Annotated in this window: 20 protein-coding genes and 1 tRNA gene; 4 read left to right on the forward strand and 17 right to left on the reverse strand. The window is 50.3% G+C overall.

What is annotated here, in order from left to right; genetic code table 11:
* The 6 genes from MKY82_RS27750 to MKY82_RS27775 are packed head-to-tail and all read right to left on the reverse strand — an operon-like array spanning position 1 to position 5,026.
* The gene (locus MKY82_RS27750) at positions 1-675 is read right to left on the reverse strand and encodes a TadE family protein (RefSeq protein WP_339294824.1); all 675 of its coding nucleotides are present in this window, start codon (positions 673-675) and stop codon (positions 1-3) included.
* A complete protein-coding gene (locus tag MKY82_RS27755) occupies positions 668-859 on the reverse strand; it encodes a Flp1 family type IVb pilin (RefSeq protein ID WP_194544401.1) in 192 nt (63 codons plus the stop codon). Before MKY82_RS27755 ends, MKY82_RS27750 begins: the two co-directional genes overlap by 8 nt.
* Before the next feature lie 20 nt (positions 860-879).
* Positions 880-1,752 carry a type II secretion system F family protein gene (locus MKY82_RS27760; protein ID WP_194544402.1) on the reverse strand — a complete coding sequence of 291 codons (873 nt, stop codon included), beginning with the start codon at positions 1,750-1,752 and terminating at the stop codon, positions 880-882.
* A gap of 15 nt (positions 1,753-1,767) precedes the next feature.
* Positions 1,768-2,565, reverse strand: a complete 798-nt coding sequence (locus MKY82_RS27765; RefSeq protein ID WP_194544940.1) for a type II secretion system F family protein — start codon at positions 2,563-2,565, stop codon at positions 1,768-1,770.
* A gap of 56 nt (positions 2,566-2,621) precedes the next feature.
* Positions 2,622-3,872 carry an ATPase, T2SS/T4P/T4SS family gene (locus MKY82_RS27770; protein ID WP_220687319.1) on the reverse strand — a complete coding sequence of 417 codons (1,251 nt, stop codon included), beginning with the start codon at positions 3,870-3,872 and terminating at the stop codon, positions 2,622-2,624.
* Positions 3,872-5,026 (reverse strand): hypothetical protein, encoded by a 1,155-nt coding sequence (locus MKY82_RS27775; protein WP_194544403.1) that lies wholly within the window; start codon positions 5,024-5,026, stop codon positions 3,872-3,874. The genes MKY82_RS27770 and MKY82_RS27775 overlap by 1 nt, the downstream gene beginning before the upstream one ends.
* Before the next feature lie 310 nt (positions 5,027-5,336).
* Here MKY82_RS27775 and MKY82_RS27780 point away from each other — a divergent pair, with 310 nt between their 5' ends.
* From MKY82_RS27780 to MKY82_RS27790, 3 genes are all read left to right on the forward strand, one after another.
* Positions 5,337-6,206: a thermonuclease family protein gene (locus tag MKY82_RS27780; protein ID WP_339219631.1), complete on the forward strand. Its 870-nt coding sequence runs from the start codon at positions 5,337-5,339 to the stop codon at positions 6,204-6,206.
* Positions 6,207-6,283: 77 nt separating this feature from the next.
* Positions 6,284-7,696 (forward strand): PepSY domain-containing protein, encoded by a 1,413-nt coding sequence (locus MKY82_RS27785; RefSeq protein ID WP_339294825.1) that lies wholly within the window; start codon positions 6,284-6,286, stop codon positions 7,694-7,696.
* Positions 7,697-7,736: 40 nt separating this feature from the next.
* Positions 7,737-8,213 (forward strand): FixH family protein, encoded by a 477-nt coding sequence (locus MKY82_RS27790; RefSeq protein ID WP_220683990.1) that lies wholly within the window; start codon positions 7,737-7,739, stop codon positions 8,211-8,213.
* 11 nt (positions 8,214-8,224) lie between these two features.
* Here MKY82_RS27790 and MKY82_RS27795 read toward each other — a convergent pair whose 3' ends face one another.
* The 6 genes from MKY82_RS27795 to MKY82_RS27820 all read right to left on the reverse strand — a co-directional run bounded on the left by MKY82_RS27795 (position 8,225) and on the right by MKY82_RS27820 (position 10,631).
* The gene (locus MKY82_RS27795; RefSeq protein WP_220683989.1) at positions 8,225-8,650 is read right to left on the reverse strand and encodes a thiol-disulfide oxidoreductase DCC family protein; all 426 of its coding nucleotides are present in this window, start codon (positions 8,648-8,650) and stop codon (positions 8,225-8,227) included.
* Positions 8,651-8,735: 85 nt separating this feature from the next.
* Positions 8,736-9,011 (reverse strand): hypothetical protein, encoded by a 276-nt coding sequence (locus tag MKY82_RS27800; RefSeq protein WP_076324660.1) that lies wholly within the window; start codon positions 9,009-9,011, stop codon positions 8,736-8,738.
* Positions 9,012-9,100: 89 nt separating this feature from the next.
* Positions 9,101-9,343 carry a zinc ribbon domain-containing protein gene (locus tag MKY82_RS27805; RefSeq protein WP_071222731.1) on the reverse strand — a complete coding sequence of 81 codons (243 nt, stop codon included), beginning with the start codon at positions 9,341-9,343 and terminating at the stop codon, positions 9,101-9,103.
* A gap of 135 nt (positions 9,344-9,478) precedes the next feature.
* Positions 9,479-9,898 carry an organic hydroperoxide resistance protein gene (locus MKY82_RS27810; protein WP_339294826.1) on the reverse strand — a complete coding sequence of 140 codons (420 nt, stop codon included), beginning with the start codon at positions 9,896-9,898 and terminating at the stop codon, positions 9,479-9,481.
* A 184-nt stretch (positions 9,899-10,082) separates the two neighbouring features.
* Positions 10,083-10,165: transfer RNA gene (locus MKY82_RS27815), tRNA-Leu, on the reverse strand.
* Positions 10,166-10,268: 103 nt separating this feature from the next.
* Positions 10,269-10,631: a helix-turn-helix transcriptional regulator gene (locus MKY82_RS27820; protein WP_339294827.1), complete on the reverse strand. Its 363-nt coding sequence runs from the start codon at positions 10,629-10,631 to the stop codon at positions 10,269-10,271.
* A 177-nt stretch (positions 10,632-10,808) separates the two neighbouring features.
* Between MKY82_RS27820 and MKY82_RS27825 the strand changes: the two genes are divergently transcribed.
* Positions 10,809-11,453, forward strand: coding sequence for a PAS domain-containing protein (locus MKY82_RS27825; protein ID WP_339294828.1), 645 nt, complete (start codon positions 10,809-10,811; stop codon positions 11,451-11,453).
* 139 nt (positions 11,454-11,592) lie between these two features.
* Here the strand turns inward: MKY82_RS27825 and MKY82_RS27830 are convergent, their stop codons facing one another.
* The 5 genes from MKY82_RS27830 to MKY82_RS27850 all read right to left on the reverse strand — a co-directional run bounded on the left by MKY82_RS27830 (position 11,593) and on the right by MKY82_RS27850 (position 18,056).
* A complete protein-coding gene (locus tag MKY82_RS27830) occupies positions 11,593-13,170 on the reverse strand; it encodes an alpha/beta hydrolase-fold protein (RefSeq protein ID WP_339294829.1) in 1,578 nt (525 codons plus the stop codon).
* 22 nt (positions 13,171-13,192) lie between these two features.
* Complete coding sequence (locus MKY82_RS27835) at positions 13,193-14,185, reverse strand: iron ABC transporter permease (RefSeq protein ID WP_339296725.1); 993 nt, start codon at positions 14,183-14,185, stop codon at positions 13,193-13,195.
* Positions 14,186-14,204: 19 nt separating this feature from the next.
* Positions 14,205-15,212: an iron ABC transporter permease gene (locus tag MKY82_RS27840; protein WP_339219641.1), complete on the reverse strand. Its 1,008-nt coding sequence runs from the start codon at positions 15,210-15,212 to the stop codon at positions 14,205-14,207.
* 40 nt (positions 15,213-15,252) lie between these two features.
* A complete protein-coding gene (locus MKY82_RS27845) occupies positions 15,253-16,275 on the reverse strand; it encodes an ABC transporter substrate-binding protein (protein WP_339294830.1) in 1,023 nt (340 codons plus the stop codon).
* Positions 16,276-16,388: 113 nt separating this feature from the next.
* A complete protein-coding gene (locus MKY82_RS27850; RefSeq protein ID WP_339294831.1) occupies positions 16,389-18,056 on the reverse strand; it encodes an AraC family transcriptional regulator in 1,668 nt (555 codons plus the stop codon).
* Positions 18,057-18,091: the final 35 nt, after the last annotated feature.

The following is an 18,091-nucleotide window of genomic DNA, read 5'->3' on the forward strand; positions in this document are numbered from 1 at the left end:
CTATCGCGAACCTCCGAACTTTTGTAGAACTTCTCCTGCGGCAGTCTTATCCGTTCCGTTTCTCCCGCCTTGAAACTTCGATCCGTAATATCGCATTAGATCCACCGTGCGAATAAATTCAACAGGATCCACCACGATCGATTGTGCGCTGACCTTGATCTGGCCTCCATCGTCCAATATTCGGCTCAATGGCGTCAGAGATACCTGCTCATTTAACGAAGTCGTTACCTTTCGAATGAGCAACTGATTGGTATAACTCATCTCTCCCGCCAGGCTTGCGGGAACAGCCGTACCGCCCTTGGACATTTTGAGTTCGGGCAGTTTCCCGCCCCCTGCTTCGCCATGCGGCAATGAAATGGACTTCGTTTTCTCACCCCCAGCGTAGCCGAATAGAGTTCCTATAACATGATCATCCGTCAACCGCCAATATAGCGAATCATATTGTCCCTGCTCTACGGATCCCGTGGCTGCAATCTTATGGCTGTTATCCCAGCTATACGCAGTCCGCTCGGATGCTGCAGCTGAAGCCTGGACCAGCATAGACTGTTGATAGATGTACAAGCACAGAAACAGAAGCAATACCGTCACCATCAGTACGATGGGAAGAACCAGGGAAGCTTCCACCGTGAAGCTCCCTGTCTCGTCCTTCCATCTTCTCTGAAACCGATTATTCAAGAAACTCTTTACTCTTGTTGTTCACGTTTTTAAACAAGTTGTTCACCAAGGCGGTAATTTGATCTTTAAATATCAGCGCGATAATCAAAATAACGACAAGGATCAGAATCATCTCAAGTGTCCCAATCCCTTTCTCATCCTTCCAAAAAGCTTTCATACCGCTCTTTACCATGGACAACATCATAACGAATACACCGATCCCTTCTACATGTTCATCATCATAAATGCAGGCGCTCCGAGCAAAACAATCACGATCATGAATATGACCACCATTGGCAGCACCAGCTTTGAGGAGGCCTGCTCCCCCCTTGTTCTTCCGATGGCCTTACGCTTCTCCCAGAGAACTCGGGACAAATCGCGCAGTGCCAATACAAAGTCATTCCCGCCGCGTCGAAAATTAAGCAAAACAGTTGTTGTGAATATCGATACTTCCTGAACGCCACAACGTTTATTGAACTGCTCGAAGGCTTGCTGAAACGGATGGCCGCCTTCCCATTCAAGCACCATTCGCTTCAGCTCGACATACAGAGGGTGGTTCAAATCCTTATTCCGCTCTACACAATGAATGACCGCCCGCTGCACCGTCTCGCCGGCGCCAACAAGTAACACAATTTTGTTTAGGAGCTCCGGCAGCTCCATAACGATATCCTGCTCGCGCAACATTACCTTTTTGTGGAGATCCTTTGCCATAGCAACAGGCAGCAACACCCCCAATCCCAATCCAGCCAGAAGTCCGGTGACATCTCCCGACAACAATGACCATATACAGCCACCAATCAAAATGAGCCATGTATAAGCAAGAGCCTCGGTCATAAACAACAACGTCATTTCTGCGCTGTGCCGCAAGCCATGGATCTTCTGGACGGAGCCCTGCATCCGATAGAACACGATCGGAAAACGCATCGGAATCTTTCCCTGCTCCAGCAGGAACAACAGAGGCGGTGTTAACCGTTGCAGCCTGAGACCTTCCATGGGCACTTTACTGAGACGATGGTATCGTTCACCGCACATATGATTCAGCACCACCCAACCACCCACAAGCAGAACCACCAGCGTGCCCGCTACCCATGTCAACATGGCCGCCTCACCTCCTTACACCTTGATATTCATCATTTTGCTGATCCACAGGAAGCAGCCTCCTAGAGCGGCCAGCGCAAAAGTAGAGATCATAATCCCCGGTCCGCTGTACATCGTCTCCATATAATCGGGAGACGTCAGGTTCATGAACAGCAGCAGCAGGAACGGCGCAGCCAGCAGTGCCTTGGATTCGAACCGCTTCTGGGCGATCATCACGGATATCTCCTGCTGAATATCCAGCTTTTCTCCGATGACTGAAGAAGTTCTCCGCACGACTTCAACCAGATCGCCGCCTGTTCGTTTGCAAGTCGAGAAGACATCGGCAAAATTGTCCATATCCTCCATCCCCGCTCTTCGGGCAAAATCCTGCAAAGCCACTTCAATAGGCTCGCCGTACTCCATCCGAGACACGATGACTTTGAGCTCAAAGATCAGATCGCTGGTGCCTCCGGGATCCAGCAGCAGCAAATCCTGTACCGCGTCCCTGAACCCATTCTCTACGGAGCGGCCAGCGGACAATGACGAGGACAAGGAATACAAAGCTTGTTTGAAGTGAAGATTCAGTGTCTTGCGCCTGCGTTCCAGCATAAACCGTCTCCAAAATTTAGGGGTCGTCAGACCTGCCGTTCCAAGCAGCAGCGACAAAATCAGATTGTGATAAAACAGATAACCGATGGAGAAAAACATAAGACCGCCAAGGATAATGCATCCCATTCTCTGTCTCATCGAGAGATGATAGACGCCGTAATCCGGAAGAGTGTTGGTTCGAGCTGGAGCAGCTTGCTCACGCTTTCCAGCTCCATTCCTCTTCATGATCACCCGCTCACCTTGACCCTCTTCCGGAGTCAAGACTGAACCTTCATATCGCTTCACGATGTCACCTCCAACATCTTCTGCAGCGGCCAAGTCGCAATCCCAGCCATATGAAGCTTGTCCGACGATTGAAGCGGGTTCCCGCATGGCTCAAGAGACCCAATCACCCGGCCGCCTGACTCGCCCGTCTCGCGGAATCGGTACAGTGGATTCAGCAGCACCTCGCCGCCTCTCATTCCGATCACTTCACTAATCTCGGTTACGCGACGCGATCGATCCCTAAGCCGGGATAAATGAACGAAAATATCGATCGCCGAGCTTATCTGCTGACGGACTACACTGATCGGAAGATCCGCGCCGCTCAGCACCATCGTTTCCAAACGGCTGATCATGTCTTGTGTGCTGTTAGCGTGCCCCGTCGACAGACTTCCGTCATGCCCAGTATTCATCGCCTGCAGCATATCCAGCGCCTCGCTTCCCCGCACCTCGCCCACCACGATCCGGTTGGGGCGCATCCGCAGCGAGGATCGGATCAGATCGCGTATCGCGATCTCCCCCCGGCCTTCCGTGTTGGCATTCCGGGTCTCCAGCGACACGAGGTTCGGGACCGTCACGATCTTCAGCTCCGCCGAATCCTCAATCGTGATGACACGTTCATCAGGCGGAATATACTGCGATAATGCATTCAGGAAAGTCGTCTTCCCTGAACCTGTCCCTCCGCCTATAAAAATGTTGTATTTCCCCTTAACCAATATCCGAAGCTGTTCCGCCGCCTCCTCTGTCAGGGCGCCCCTTCGTACCAGGTCATCCATCGTCATCGGCGATTCCGGAAACTTACGGATCGTCATGGTCGGTCCTTTCAGCGCTATGGGAGGAAGCACGATATTTACCCGCGAGCCATCCTTCAATCGGGCGTCAACGATGGGGGTGGATTCGTTCACCACCCGGTTTACCGTACCGACAATGCTCTGGATGATATCCTCCAGGCGGCTCTGCGATTCGAATTGGAGCGGCAGCTTCTTCACCTCCCCATCCTGCTCAATGAATATATCCTGGTGGCTGTTAATCATAATTTCCGTAATTCGGGGATTATCCACTAAGGGTTGAAGCACATCCAACCCGCGAAAAGAGTCAAATACCCTGCGCACCAGCCGCCGCTTCTCAGCGGCTGTCAGCTCCATGAGCTCGCGTCTTCTCCACACCATTTCCTCGATACGGGCCATCAATTCCGAATTGTTAATGCTCGCACTCATATCAAGCTCGGAACGAACCTGGTCACGAACTGACTTGAACGGATCCTCCATCATCACTGCCCACCACCCGCTTGCACCGCCATGATACCCGAGCCCTCCAGCAGCTGCTGGCAGAGCTTCAATACCTCTCTCTGATAGATCGGTGAGGACAACAGCAACTCTTCCCGATGGAGCTGTTTCCATGAAGGAATATAAGGCAGTACGCTACCTATGCTTATATCCTTGCGGGGGAATCCGTTAACAAGTTGTCCTGTGTACCGATTGACAATGAATCGGCTCCGCTTCTTCAGGCTTCCGAAAAGCGCGGGATCCTCGAGCTCCAATTGATCCATCCACACACCGCTCTTATACATACTCATAAGATCATCCAATAAAACCCAGATTAGCACTCCGGCCTGTTCAAGAACCGCCTGCATTCGTTCTTCCATGTATCCCTCGGTATCCACGACAATGACATCATATTGATTGCACGATACGAGGGAAGCCAGCAGCAAAGCCGTGTCCTCCATGGTCATCTCCGTGATTTCCTTCACGTTGAAGCTGGGCTCAAAGGAATCGCACTTCAGGCCATGATGTCTGATGATATAAGGGGTTACTGACAAATCGGTCCCCGAAGCCGTTTCTTGTGAGGCCTTAATGTCGTACAACAATCTTGAAAAGCTCCCCTCCATACCCACCGAACCGGAAGGAAATAATGCACTGCTGTTCACCGTCTCCAAATTGAGATAGAACACCTTTAATCCCAGCACGCCCAGCTGCTTCGCCATGTTCATGGCTATCGTTGACTTCCCGCTCCCGCTCAAGGGAGATACAATGCCAATCACCGAGGTTGTTCCGACATTCAATTTCTCCAGCGCTCCACCGCTTCGCTTACAGTGGGTGATGATGACTTCCATCAGTTGAGGCAGCGGTTGATACTTGAATGTACTGCTGCCGCCCTCTACAAGAGAAGAAGATGAATGACCTTCACTTAGAAGCAGCCACGGAACCGAAGTCTCCCCCCGGCTAAGCCAGCTCTCCAGCATTTCCGTATCCCCCACGACCAGATTGGGTACTTCTCCCACTTCCATATAATGTAGAAATGAATCGATGCGGGTAAATGCGGTCACCTGAAGAGCCGATCCGTAAGAACTTCCATGCAAATAACTCAGCAGCGGTTCAACATACCGGGAATCCTGCACTGCCAGCACAAGTCGGGCCGGTATCATAAATCCAATCCCTCTCTTCTGTAACAACGCCAAAAAAGCACCGTCCAAGGCCGCAATATGCGGTCCATGAACGGTGCTTCCGTTGTCTGTTATAATTTGACATTAGAATATCACAGTTGCAGCAGAACGGCAAGATATTATTTTGATATACAGATAGCCCTTAATCACTATTGTCAAAACAAGGATATATGTCCTACTATATAGGCTTAGAACGAATGTTCTCTATATAAGAACTACTTACATAGAACCAACATTACATAAACTCCTAAACCATCTGAACCAAACTTCCAAGCCAGGAGCGTGACAACAAGTGAACAAACGAATGTTAACCGCTATGCTAACCGCCTTGCTGCTATTATCAGGCTGCAGCCAGCCGCTGATGTCCCCGGCGACATCAAACGAAGGAACCGCAACAAGCGTTAAATCCGAAGCCAAGACAAACAACACCAGTACAACGAATTCCAAACAAACGACCTATCCAACCGATGATCTGAATCTTCCGCGGGTAGCCGTTGAACTGGTCAAAGCCGTTGACGGTGACACCATCAGCGTGATGTTCGAAGGGAAGAAGGAGAATGTCCGGATGCTCCTGATCGATACCCCCGAGACGAGTCATCCGAAGCTGGGCGTACAGCCATTCGGGCCCGAGGCCAAGGCTTTTACAAAGGAACTGGTGGAACAAGCCGACCTTCTTGAATTGGAATTTGATATCGGTCCGAACCGCGATAAATACTCCAGGCTGCTTGCGTATGTATATGCCGACGGAAAAATGGTCCAGGAATCGCTGCTTGAAGAAGGACTCGCCCGCGTAGCTTATATCTATCCGCCCAACACCCGCTATGTGGACAAATTTGATGATTTGCAGCGAATTAGCCGGGACCAGGCACTCGGGATATGGGGCGTAGAGAACTATGCCCAGGAAGACGGCTTCCATCCGGAGGAGCAGGACAACACAAACAACAAGAACAACGGCAGCCGTAATAACACAGCGGCAATCCAAGCTCCGAAAGAGAACAGCCAAGAGTCCAAGCAAGGCTGCGACATCAAGGGCAACATCAACTCGAAGGGCGAGAAAATCTACCATACTCCCGAATCCCCATACTATGAGCGCACGAAGCAGGAGCAGTGGTTCTGCAGCGAGGCAGAAGCCGTCCAGGCCGGTTTCCGGGCCCCGAAGTAAACTCATCTGAATATGAAATGAACGCACATGTTCATCTTATATAAATTTTAGCCTTAATTGAAAAGGAGCCACCAGCCATGGGGAACAAGAAACTTCCAGCAGCCAAACCATATGAAAGTCAATCATCTAATCCAAACCCTGCCGCATGGTACAAAACCGTGTGGAGATGGCATTTCTATGCCGGCATCATTTTTGCGCCCTTTCTGATCATCCTGGCGATCACCGGCTCCGTTTACTTATTTAAGCCTCAGATTGAACAAGCGCTATATCGGGACTACTACACGGTAACCCCTCAGGTTGAACGGGTAACGCCCAGCAAGCTGGTCGGACAAGTTAAAGAGCTCTACGCTGACGCTACGATCACGAAATACCGCCCCGGCGAGTCGGATTCCCGCTCTACAGAGATCAGTTTGACCTCAGGGGGCGAATCCATGACCGTCTTCATGGACCCCTATACGGGAGAAAAGATTGGCGAGCTAAAAGACAAAGACCGCATCATGAACAAAATCGAGGAGTTCCACGGTGAGCTGATGGTCGGGACCGTGGGGGACCGGATCGTGGAGCTTGCCGCCTGCTGGGCGATCGTGCTCATCCTTACCGGCGTGTATTTGTGGTTTCCAAAAAATAAAAACAAAAGCAAAAACAAAAGAAGCCTCGCGGGCATCCTGTACCCGCGTCTGGGCAAGGGCAAGCAGATTCTCCGCAGGGACCTGCATGCCGTTCCCGCCTTCTGGATCGCGGCAGGCATGCTGTTTCTCATCATGACCGGATTACCCTGGTCAGGCCTGTGGGGCAGCAATTTTCAAACGATGGCGACCAATACCGGTACCGGTTATCCGCCTTCCATTTGGTCGGGCAGTGCCCCAGTATCCCATGTCGTTCAGACCAAGGAAGTGGCTGATGTGCCTTGGGCCGCCGAAAATCTGGAGGTACCTAACTCCACCATCTCCGACTTTACGCCGCTTCCAATCGAAGATGTGATGTATGTGGCCCGAAGCGAGGGGATCCATCCAAGCTACACCATCAGCATTCCGCAGCAAGCGGACGGGGTGTACACGTTGTCGGCCTATCCGCCGAAAGCCCAAGACGAGGCTACCATGCATATCGACCAGTACAGCGGCGCGGTGTTGGCGGATTATCGCTATGATCATTACGGAGTCGTTGGCAAAGCCGTTGCCCTGGGCATTACACTGCATAAAGGAACCCAATTCGGCATCGTCAACCAACTTTTCAGTTTGCTTATATGCATAGGCATCATTTTCATTGCGGTAAGCGGTTTGTACTTGTGGTGGAAGCGAAAACCGGAGCATGGACTGGGGGCACCAAAAGCACCCGAGGTTAAAGCCAAGAACATGAAGGTATTCCTTCTGCTGCTCATCGCTTTGGGTATCCTGTTCCCGCTTGTGGGCTTGTCGCTCATCATCGTGTGGATCATCGATTATGTCATCGTTCGGAGGGTACCGGCGATCAAGACATTTCTGAATGCCTGATTCGGTCTTTACTCTAACTACAATAAGGGGTGGCGGTTTCATGATCATGAAAAGCCGTTTTATATTATGCGCACTGCTATCGTTCCTGCTGCTGAGCGCTTGTTCGGCCAGTCCCGAAGCAGTCAACCGGTATGAAAAAGAAATCCCGCTGATCGCCGAGGTAAACATACCGGAGACGTTATCCGTTCATCAACCGGAGACCATTGAAATCATTCTCACCCAGGATGGCCAAAGAGTACCTGGTGCGGATTTTGTCCACTACGAACTGTGGAGCCATGACGGCTCCCTGCGGGATCCCATGACGGATGCGGTAGAGGTCGGTGATGGCGTGTATACGGTAACCAAAACCTTCGATAAAGAGGGGCTGTATTTCATCAAGCTGCACAGCGGCAACAACGGTTCCATCATCATCCCCCAGAAACCGTTCGCCGTCGGCAAACTGTCCGAGGCCGAGCTTGCCTACCTGCAAGCGGGGACCCCGACATTTCAAGAGGGTACGGCAGATCATCATCATTAAAGCAAGCTGGATTAGGACAAAAACCGGCGCCGAATCTCCGGCGTCGGAACCATGCATTCCGTCGATTGTCCGAACCACCGGTAGCGGTTCTTTGCCACCCAGCGGTACACCAGATTCCGTAAAAAAGGGGGAATCAGGATAAAAATATACGACAGCGGCCAAGGAAAGCGAAGACGCCGTGCAATCCGCAGAGCTCCCGTCGACCTTGTGTAATACCTCCCCTGTTCAATCAGCACCATCGTTTCCGTAGTATCACCACGAAGCCCTCCCTGCCTCAACAGCTCTTGCCCAATCTCGGACTGCAGCGAAGCGAAGCGAAAGGCACCGGCAGGATCTCTCTTGATAATGAACTGCGTCAGACCCTGGCACAAATGGCACACGCCATCAATCAGCACAATCGCATAGTCCTCATGATTATCGGTTGCACGATCCTTCATATATTTCCTGGCTCCCTTCAGGCCTAAAACAAGAAAAAACGCAGGAGCCCTCTCCTACGCTTGATCAAGTACGCTTATTGGTTTATTACTCAGCAGCTTTGTTCAGCCACTCGCCGTCTTTCATCTGCTGGTCGAATTCGTTCGAGAATTTCTCCATGCATTTGCATATGAAATCCTTACGACAAACCGGGCAAGGTACTTTCCCAAGTCGGCTAAGCGCAGTCAGTTTCCATTCCGGGAAGCGGTTATAGAATACGCGAATATCCGTTCCGTCAGCCGTGTGGATAATGAATTCGTAAAGCCCTTCTTTTTCATTGCTTCCAGCTGTGGTCACATTTGCAATCTGCGGTCTGTATGGCATGTTCATCACCCGTTTATTTTATTTAAATTCCCTATGACTGGTTTGTACTTTCTGGTACTTAGTCATATTAAAGAATTTTAGGGGTGATGTCAACCGAAGAACACATCCAGGATCGAACCAAGCTGCCCCCTCTTTTTACCTTCTAATATATCCGGGTTGAACACTTCCACATATCCGCAGTTCGTACAGGAAACAAATAGGAAATGATTGTGCTGAATATCAAACATCTTGCTCAGCCCGGCCCCTGACATCGAGACCTCTTTTGTCTGGCAGTGATTCCCTCCGCATTTGCTGCATACAAACCGTTCCTCTATCATTTGTTCAATACTCATCTTAAGCGCCCCTTTCCAATTCATAGCTTTAACTGAAATACGGAGTATCATGTAAAAAGTTTCATATTCCGCATCGCAAGCCGACAAAAAAAGGATGGCCCTCCATTTCAGAGGACCATCCGAATTCTTTTATGGTTAGCTTACGCTTAACTCCACGTCGATGTTGCCTCGGGTAGCCTTGGAATAAGGGCAGAACGCATGCGCCTTCTTCGCGAGGTCCTCCGCCTGGCTTCGTTCGATTCCCGGCATTTCGATCTTCAGCTTCACCGCAAGCTTAAAACCGTCAGCGCCATCGTCCTTTCCGATCATGACCTGAGAATGGATCACAACGTCCTTGAGCTCGACGCCCTCTTTACGGGCGATATGAGCCAAGGCGCTTTCGTAACAGGCGCCATAGCCGGCCGCAAACAGCTGTTCCGGATTGGTTCCGTCACCGCCCGGTCCTCCGAGCTCCTTCGGCATGCTTAATTTGTGATTAAGAACCCCATCGGTAGATTCAACTGAGCCTTCACGCCCTCCAATGACTTTTACATCTGCTGTGTATAATGGTTTCATGCTCGTTCATCTCCTTCATGCCCTATTATGGTCTCTACATGTACTCTTTAAACTTGCAGCACAAATTGAAACGATAATTGGGCAAACTCGCATAAGAAACAGCATGTCCCAGCTTGCCAAGCAAACAAAAAAGCCGTTTATCAAAGGAGGAATTCCTCTTGATAAACAGCTTCTTCATAAAGTATGCGGTAGAGAGGACTCGAACCTCCACGGGTATACACCCACTACCCCCTCAAGATAGCGTGTCTGCCATTCCACCACTACCGCATGTTATAAGGGATGTTCTGTAGCGAACATTCCCTATTATACTGTTCCGTCACACAAAAGTAAAGATCCAAATTATGGGGGGGTCGCTTAGACGCATGAGCAGCTAGGTCTTATCGTTCCGCTTTTCCTTCCGGTATGCTGAAAACTCGATATATTCCCGGATAAACTCCTTCTCATTCTCTGCCAGTCCGGACATGATGGGAAGATCGGATGATCCCGGGTCCACTTCGTACTCCCCACGCGCTTCATTGACGCGGGTAGGGTTGCCCTTGCCAATAATCAACCAATCCAAGCTTACGGAAAAGAATGCAGCAATCTCAATCAATTTATTTGTACTCGGCGTTGTTTTCCCCCTCTTCCAATCACCAAAATTTCCTGTGCTGATCCCGAGGGTTTCACAAAACGCCTTCTTGGTCATACCTCGGCTTTCTATGAGATGTTCGATTCGTTGGTAAATAGACTGCATCAAACAACCGCCTTCCTAGTTCTCTTTGAAAGAAAATTACTTATGTACGTATTTTTCTCTTGCAAAACCACTTATTTACGTGTATAATCAAATATATATTGCCTAAATTATACCATAGTACTCATGGATCGTTGTATCTTTTACTCATGAGTCTATTCAGTATGAGGAGCGAGTCATTTGCCCTACGATACCATGATCACATCCTGGAATAATGCGGTTCATTCCTTGAACAAAGGATTGATGATCATTACGCCGGATGGCATCATAGACAAAATTAACGATCCACTCATTACCATGGCCGGAAGATATGGTGTTTCCCCTGAGTTTGGATGGCAGGGGGCATCTTTTTTTAATCTCGCTTCCAAGTCCCTGAGTCTGGCTTCATTTGGTCACTTTTTCCGTGAGTTGGATTTGCCCTCCGTAAGAGATGTTATGTTGGGGAAGCAATCTGATTATTCCTTTGAATATGCCGTACAATGGAACGGCCAAGAGAATTGGGTTTTATGTGAGGTACTGCCGCTGCTTATCAACAAGGACAGCCGTATTCACGGAGCTATGATATCATTTACGGATATTACGAAGTTCAAACGCAAGGAGCTGCTGCTGGAACAAGCGCTGGCTCACAGCTTTCCCCTTCCCGGGCATATTCCCATCTGCGCCGTATGCAAATACGTTCACCACGCGGAAGAGTGGGAGCCTGTGGAGAGCTATTTGGAGAGCCGCCTCCCCATTGAATTTACCCACGATATCTGTCCGGATTGCATTCGCAGATTATACCCAAAGTACTCTTCCATCCTTGATGATCCGGAATTACTCGATTAGCACTCTGCCTGTATACAGCAACGCGGAATAAGCAGCTTCATGATCCGGCTTTATCCCTGGATATGAGGCTGCTTATTCTGCTTATTCATGCTTATTCATGCTTATTCATGCTTAAGGCATTATTAAGGCATTATTCTCATTACGCGTTCACAAAACGAAGCAGAGGGCTTATCAGAGCAGGCAGCACCGAGACGTGGCCTTCTCCCTCAATTTCATGGAATGTAGTCTCCACCACCTCATCATGCCCTTTGAGGAATGCATAGAGTTCCCTGGCGTCTTGAACCATGGACGGCTTCTCCTCAGCTCCAACGTACAGACGCAGCTCTTTACGCTGTCCGCTCTGTTGTAAACGGAGCTTCCCCTCTTCCCACCGTTTGTACAGCGCGTAGTTCTTCCACCACACCGAGGGACAAGCCGCAATATACCGCGAAAAGGTCTCCGGTCTGGTGAATAATGTATACAAGGTGAAAAAACCACCGAGCGAGTGCCCGAACAGCGCCTGCTTCGAACGATTCACCGCGTATTGCCGCTCCACGGCCGGCTTCAGCTGAAACTCGATGAACGTAAGGAATGCTTCGACGCCGCCTGTTTCCGGCCAATCCAATCCGTTAGGGCGGAGCGGCAATTCATGGTCTTCAGCATATTCAGTAAAGTTGTAAAAACGCTCGCTGCTCACGATCGGACTGTCACTATCAAAGCCGATCCCGACAACAAGCGCCGAGGGAATGCCGCGGGGGGTCCGGGATTGCAGTCGGATTGCCTCCGCAAGCGTTCCGAAGGTCGCATTGGCATCCAGCGAATATAACACAGGATAACCGCCTTCAGGTGGTGGTCCCATCGGTTCGGCAATGAAAATACGGTATTCGCGGCCTGTGACGTCGGATTGCATGGACCATGTCACCGTTCCCGGTATGCAAAACAGAGGATCCTTTTCGTGGTAATTGCAGTTAGCTCGCACCATCTCAGATTCTTGGTCATATTCTTCCTTGACGAACAACCACCGCAGCGCATCCGGAAATCTTCTGGCCATAAAAATGGGATCATGGGTCCCATCAGGATCTACCGCCAGTTGGAGCCGCTCGGGGCTCACCCCTTGTTCGATCCAGAATCGATGCGCCTCGACGTTATTCGGATACATATGTTTCTGCGCATTGTTCTTATATGCGCCTTCCAACTGTCCAACGGACATATATATCCTCAGCCCGGCAGGCAATTCCCCCTGCTCCCTGATGTAACCCATAACCCCGTCATACCATAACGAAGCCGACAGCATCCCGATCCGTCCGAAGGTCTCGGGACGCCAATACCCCGCGAACATCGAGATCAAACCGCCAAAGGAACCACCAATGATGGCTGTATGTTCGGGCGCTGCGAGTGTACGGTACTGTCTGTCTATGTATGCCTTGATGACATCCGCCACCTCATCGACATAAGCTCTGCCCTCCCCGCCGAAAGGCGGATTGCCCTCCAGCAGCGGCTCGGCCGGCCAAGGCGTGTACTCACGGTTTCGATTTGTTGACGAAATCCCGACCAGGATGACCTCGACGAGTTCGCCTGCTGCAAACAGATGGTTCAGATAATTGAGACAGTCCGTGAACATATCTCCTTGATCCTGTACGTAGGCAACAGGATAAGAACGGTCCGACTCATGATAGGAAGGAGGCAAATACAGTGTGAGTTCCCTGTCCTCAACCACCAGCTGTTGATAACGATTCATGTGATCCTCCCGAAAGCTGCTTTTATTTTCGCATACGAATTAATAGATAGATAAAATATGGAACCCCAATCACGGACACCACAATGCCTGCAGCCAGCTCGGCCGGAGCGAATATCGTTCTGCCGATGAAATCGCCTATGACCACAATTGCCATGCCTGCTATACCGCTGATCGGGATGATATGCCTGTGCCGCAGTCCAACCAGTTGCCTCGCCAGATGCGGAGCGATCAGACCGACAAACCCGATGCTGCCGGATACGGCAACGCTCGCGCTGACCAAACCGATGCTGCATAGAAGCAATACATTTTTCTCACGTTCAACGGTTACCCCGACACTCTTCACGCTTTCCTCGCCCAGCTGGAACAAGTCAAGCACTTGAGAACGGAGCCAAATGACAGGCGGCAGCATGATGAGCCAAGGAAGCATTGTGACCACGAACTTCCAGTTAGCGCTGTGAAGGCTGCCGGCCAGCCAAGCTACAGCCATCTCATAATCCGATGGATTCATTTTCAGCGAGAGGAACATCGTAATAGCACCAAAACCGGATGCAATCGCAATCCCCACAAGAATTAGCCGCTGCGGATCCAGCTTTCCGTTTTCTCTGGCGAACATAAATATGGCCGTAGTTGCCGCCAAACCGCCAGCGATACCGAACATCGGCATCATCATAACCCCGAGCCAGCCGGTCATCGTGATCTGCCCTTGCAGCAGGAACATAAACAACACAACCGCCATGCCTGCGCCTGCATTGATGCCGAGAATGCCCGGATCCGCAAGACCGTTGCGGGTAACCCCCTGGATAACTGCACCGGCCATACCCAGCGCAAAGCCGACGAGAGCGCCAAGCACAATACGAGGCAGCCTGAATTCGAACACAACGAGATCGAAATCCGAATTGGGATTCATGCGGAGCAAAGTTTGAAATACTTCCTTGATGGACATATCAAACGTCCCGTTGGTCAGACTGAAATATACGGCAGTCAATACAACCAAGATTCCTCCAGTCAGAACCATCGGGAATCGATAATAGGTGTTACGCACGCTGAGCCCCTCCCCTCGTCTTGATCAAGTAGAGGAAGAAAGGAACCCCGATCAACGAAGTTATAACACCCACCGGCGTCTCAAACGGGTAATTTACAAACCGTGCGAGAATATCGCATAATGCAAGAAACATGCCGCCAAGCACGCCTGACACCGGTACGATCCATCGATAATCCGAGCCGGACAGGAAACGGGCAATATGAGGAATAATCAAACCTACAAAAGCAACCTTACCCGCCAGCGCCACAGATACGCCGGTCAGAATCACAACAGCCACCATCGCAAGGGCTTTAATAAGCCATGTATTCACACCGAGCCCTTTGGCCGTCTCGTCCCCGAGCGACAGCAGCGTGATCGATTTGGATAATACAACGGCAAGACACAAACCAACGATTGCAAACGGAATGCTCAGTTTAATCAGTTCCGGGTCCATGGCATGCAGCCGGGCATTGTACCAGAAGCTGATATTTTGCGATATCTGAAAATAGGCCGCCAAAGCCTCTGCAGTACCGCTAAGAAACGTCCCGATTACGGTTCCGAGTATAGCCAGTCGAACCGGGCTGAGCCCGCCAGGAATAAGCCATGCCAAGCCGAACACGACGGCCGCTCCGATGGCTGAGCCGATCAACGAGCTGACGATATACATATTGGAGCTGGCGTTCGGGATAAATACCATGAACAGTGTTACCGCGAAGACCGAACCATCCGATACTCCCATGATGGATGGGGACGCCAAATAGTTCCTTGTCATTCCTTGCATTAAAGCGCCTGATACCGCGAGAAAAGCGCCGATAAGCATGGCACCGACAACTCTCGGCAATCGGGAGCTCACAATAATCTGATGATCGATGCTCTCCGAATCAAAAGCAAAGATGGAATCCCAAACGGTATCCATCGTAATATTTTTGGCTCCATACAGGATGGACGCCGCTATGAGCAAGAAACAGACTGCCGGGGCCATCACAAGGATGACAGCCGGCAGTGATTTTTTGAACCTCATGAACAACACGCCTTATAGGTTTATACTGAAATGTTGGATGTTACTTTGTCAGGCTTTCGACTGCAGCTTTCAGAAACTCGATTTTGCTGTACGCGGTTCCGCCTTGAGCCAGTGGATCCACCACGTTGACAAAAGCGGTCCCGTTCTTGAATGCATTCAAGTTCTTCATGATCGGATCATTCTGAAGTTCTTCCAAAGCATTCGGCGTATCCTTATTCTCATCTGGCGAGAATTGGACAAATACATAATCCGGATTCATCTCTGCAATTTTCTCTTTCGAGATCAGTTCCTGTGCTTTGGCTGCCGCTACTTCAGCCGGTACTTCAATCCCCAAATCCTCATACAATACCGGGTTAAAGAACACGCCTGCCGGATAGATGTACATCTCGCCCGCACGAATCCGAAGCGCCAGAACTTTCTTGTCCTTCAGGCTATCCCCAATCGTCGCTTTGACTTCTTCCAAGCTCTCTTTATATTTCGCGATTGCCTGTTCCGCTTGTTCCTGTTTGCCGCTTAACTCGCCGAGCAATTTCAGGTTGCTCTCCCAGTTGGTCGATATATGGGAGTACGGAATCGTGGGTGCGATTTTATTTAACTGTTCAATGACTTCAGGCTTGGCTTTGGACGATGCCAAAATCACATCCGGCTTCAAAGACAGGATCGTTTCGAAATTCGGCTCCATTTTCTCGCCAACCGACTGGGCGTTCTTCGTAATCGATTCAAACATCGGCGGGAATTTACCCGAGAAGCTAATGGCCCCAACCGGGTTTACTTCCAGCACAATGGCATCCTCCATGGCTTCAACGGCACCGGTGATAACGATGCGCTCCGTCTTGGCCGGAAGCGTATATTCCTGATCGAGATATTTCACAACTTTAGTATCGGACGATGCTGGAGCCGCTTCTTCTTTCGCAGCGTTTTCCTCCCCGGCTGTGTTCGCGCTCTCTGCTGCATTATTCGCGCTAGCTCCGTCTGTATCTTTAACCTCGCTGCCTCCACCACAGGCGGACAGTACCAACGCAAATACCAGCAATAACCCCAAGACCCATTTCATTCGTTTCATCTCTCTCCAATTACCCCTTCCATGATCTATGACCAACAATTGATAATGATTATCATTATTGATCATAGTATAGGATTTGCTCTCTTAGTACCATGGACAAATCACCGGATTCCTCATGGACAATTTCCGGAAAACAACCGAAAGGCTTCCTCCGCCATCTGCTCCATCGCAATGGGAGAGTACTCGCGCCAAGGGTAAGAGGATAGTTGGTGCAACGTTCCGTCTCGCACCGCAGGAATGGTCATCCACTCCGGCGTTGCCTGCAGTTTTCTCCAATTGGCCAGCGTTTCGGAATCCTGACGGATCAAGAGCAGCATATGGTCTGCCCGGCTCTCCTTGATCTGCTCAATCGTTAAACGTCCAGCCTCCTCCCAGTCCACAGACTTAGCCGGCTGAAAATTAAAATAATCAAATAATAGTTCCTTCATGCCCGGATGACTGTAAGCCATCAGTTCATCCTGATGCAGGCGTGCGGTCAAAAGCGTGCGTTCTTCCATCATTTCAGCGGGGAGCTTCCCACGGTAAGTCGATATTTTATGATGAAACGTATCGATCCACTGCTCTGCTTCGGGCAGCTTGTTCAGCAATTTAGCGAGCCCTAACAGATTAACCTGCCACCCTCCCTGCTCTTCAGGCATTTCGTAGAGGGGGGCAATCAGCCGAAGCTGCTCCTTCTCCCAATCTTCCACCCCCTGTGCACAAACGATGAGCTCCGGACGTGCCGAGGCCAGCTTCTCCAGATTCGCATATTTATTATGATTCTGACGGTATGCATCCAGATGAACGGGGATATCCGGCCCAAGAATGTTATAGTAATGCTGTGACCACTTCGGATGAAGCGGAGCCGCATACGGCGTGAAATCCAGCGGCATGGCGTAACCCAGGAGGGCCGTTGAGCCGTACATCGCCAGTTTATTTTTCCTTGTTTTCATATACACCGAGGGGGATATCCCGAATGCCTTCTTAAACTTGCGGCTAAAATAAAATTCATCCTTATACCCCACCATGTGCGCCACTTCACGCAGCAATGAATCCGAGCCCAGCATCAACTGCTTCGCCTTGTTCAAACGAACATGCGCCAAATAATCCATCGCGCTGTGCCCGTACGTCTTCTTATATACTTCCACAAAATATTTGGGACTCAGCTCCGAAAGGTTCGCCAATTGTTCAATCGTTAAATCTTCATCATAATGTTCCTCGATATACTCCTTCACCCGCTCCAGCGCTTGCCGCTTATCATTCTTGGAGTAAGGGCTGCATTCGGCAATCATCGTATATAGCAGCTCTTGAAAATCCAGCTGAACCCTCCATTGCTTCATGGGCTCCTTACTGTGAAAATCCTTATACATCGACCGGCAGACGAGATTCAAGCGGTCCGGAGAGCTGATGACAAAGATGCCGTCATAGGGCATGAAATCGGCGCAATCCACCTCATGCAATCGACCGCAGCCTGATATCCCTTCCAGGAAACTATAATGAAGGATCGCGACCGAAGCCTGCTCGTGCTCCTCGGAACTCCTGTGATCGACACTCGTAATTCCGAAAGTAGTCCCCGCTGCACAACAATAAACGCATCCCTTATTCATACGGGTGATTTGCTCGGCCTGTTGTAAACAGGTTTCTCCGCTAAGCGGGATAATCAGGGCTGGCTGCACTGCCAACTGCTGCTCCAAGGAGAGCTCTTGCCCATGAACAATATCCATATTCCATAAACGGGCCGTGAGCCCGCTGTATTCACGCGAATCTTTTTTGCTACTGCTATTCGTTGACAGGTTTAACATATGTACAGACCCCAACCTTAAATGAGAATGGTTAT

This window comes from Paenibacillus sp. FSL W7-1279 (genome assembly GCF_037969845.1).
In the GTDB taxonomy this organism is placed as follows: Bacteria; Bacillota; Bacilli; order Paenibacillales; family Paenibacillaceae; genus Paenibacillus_AQ.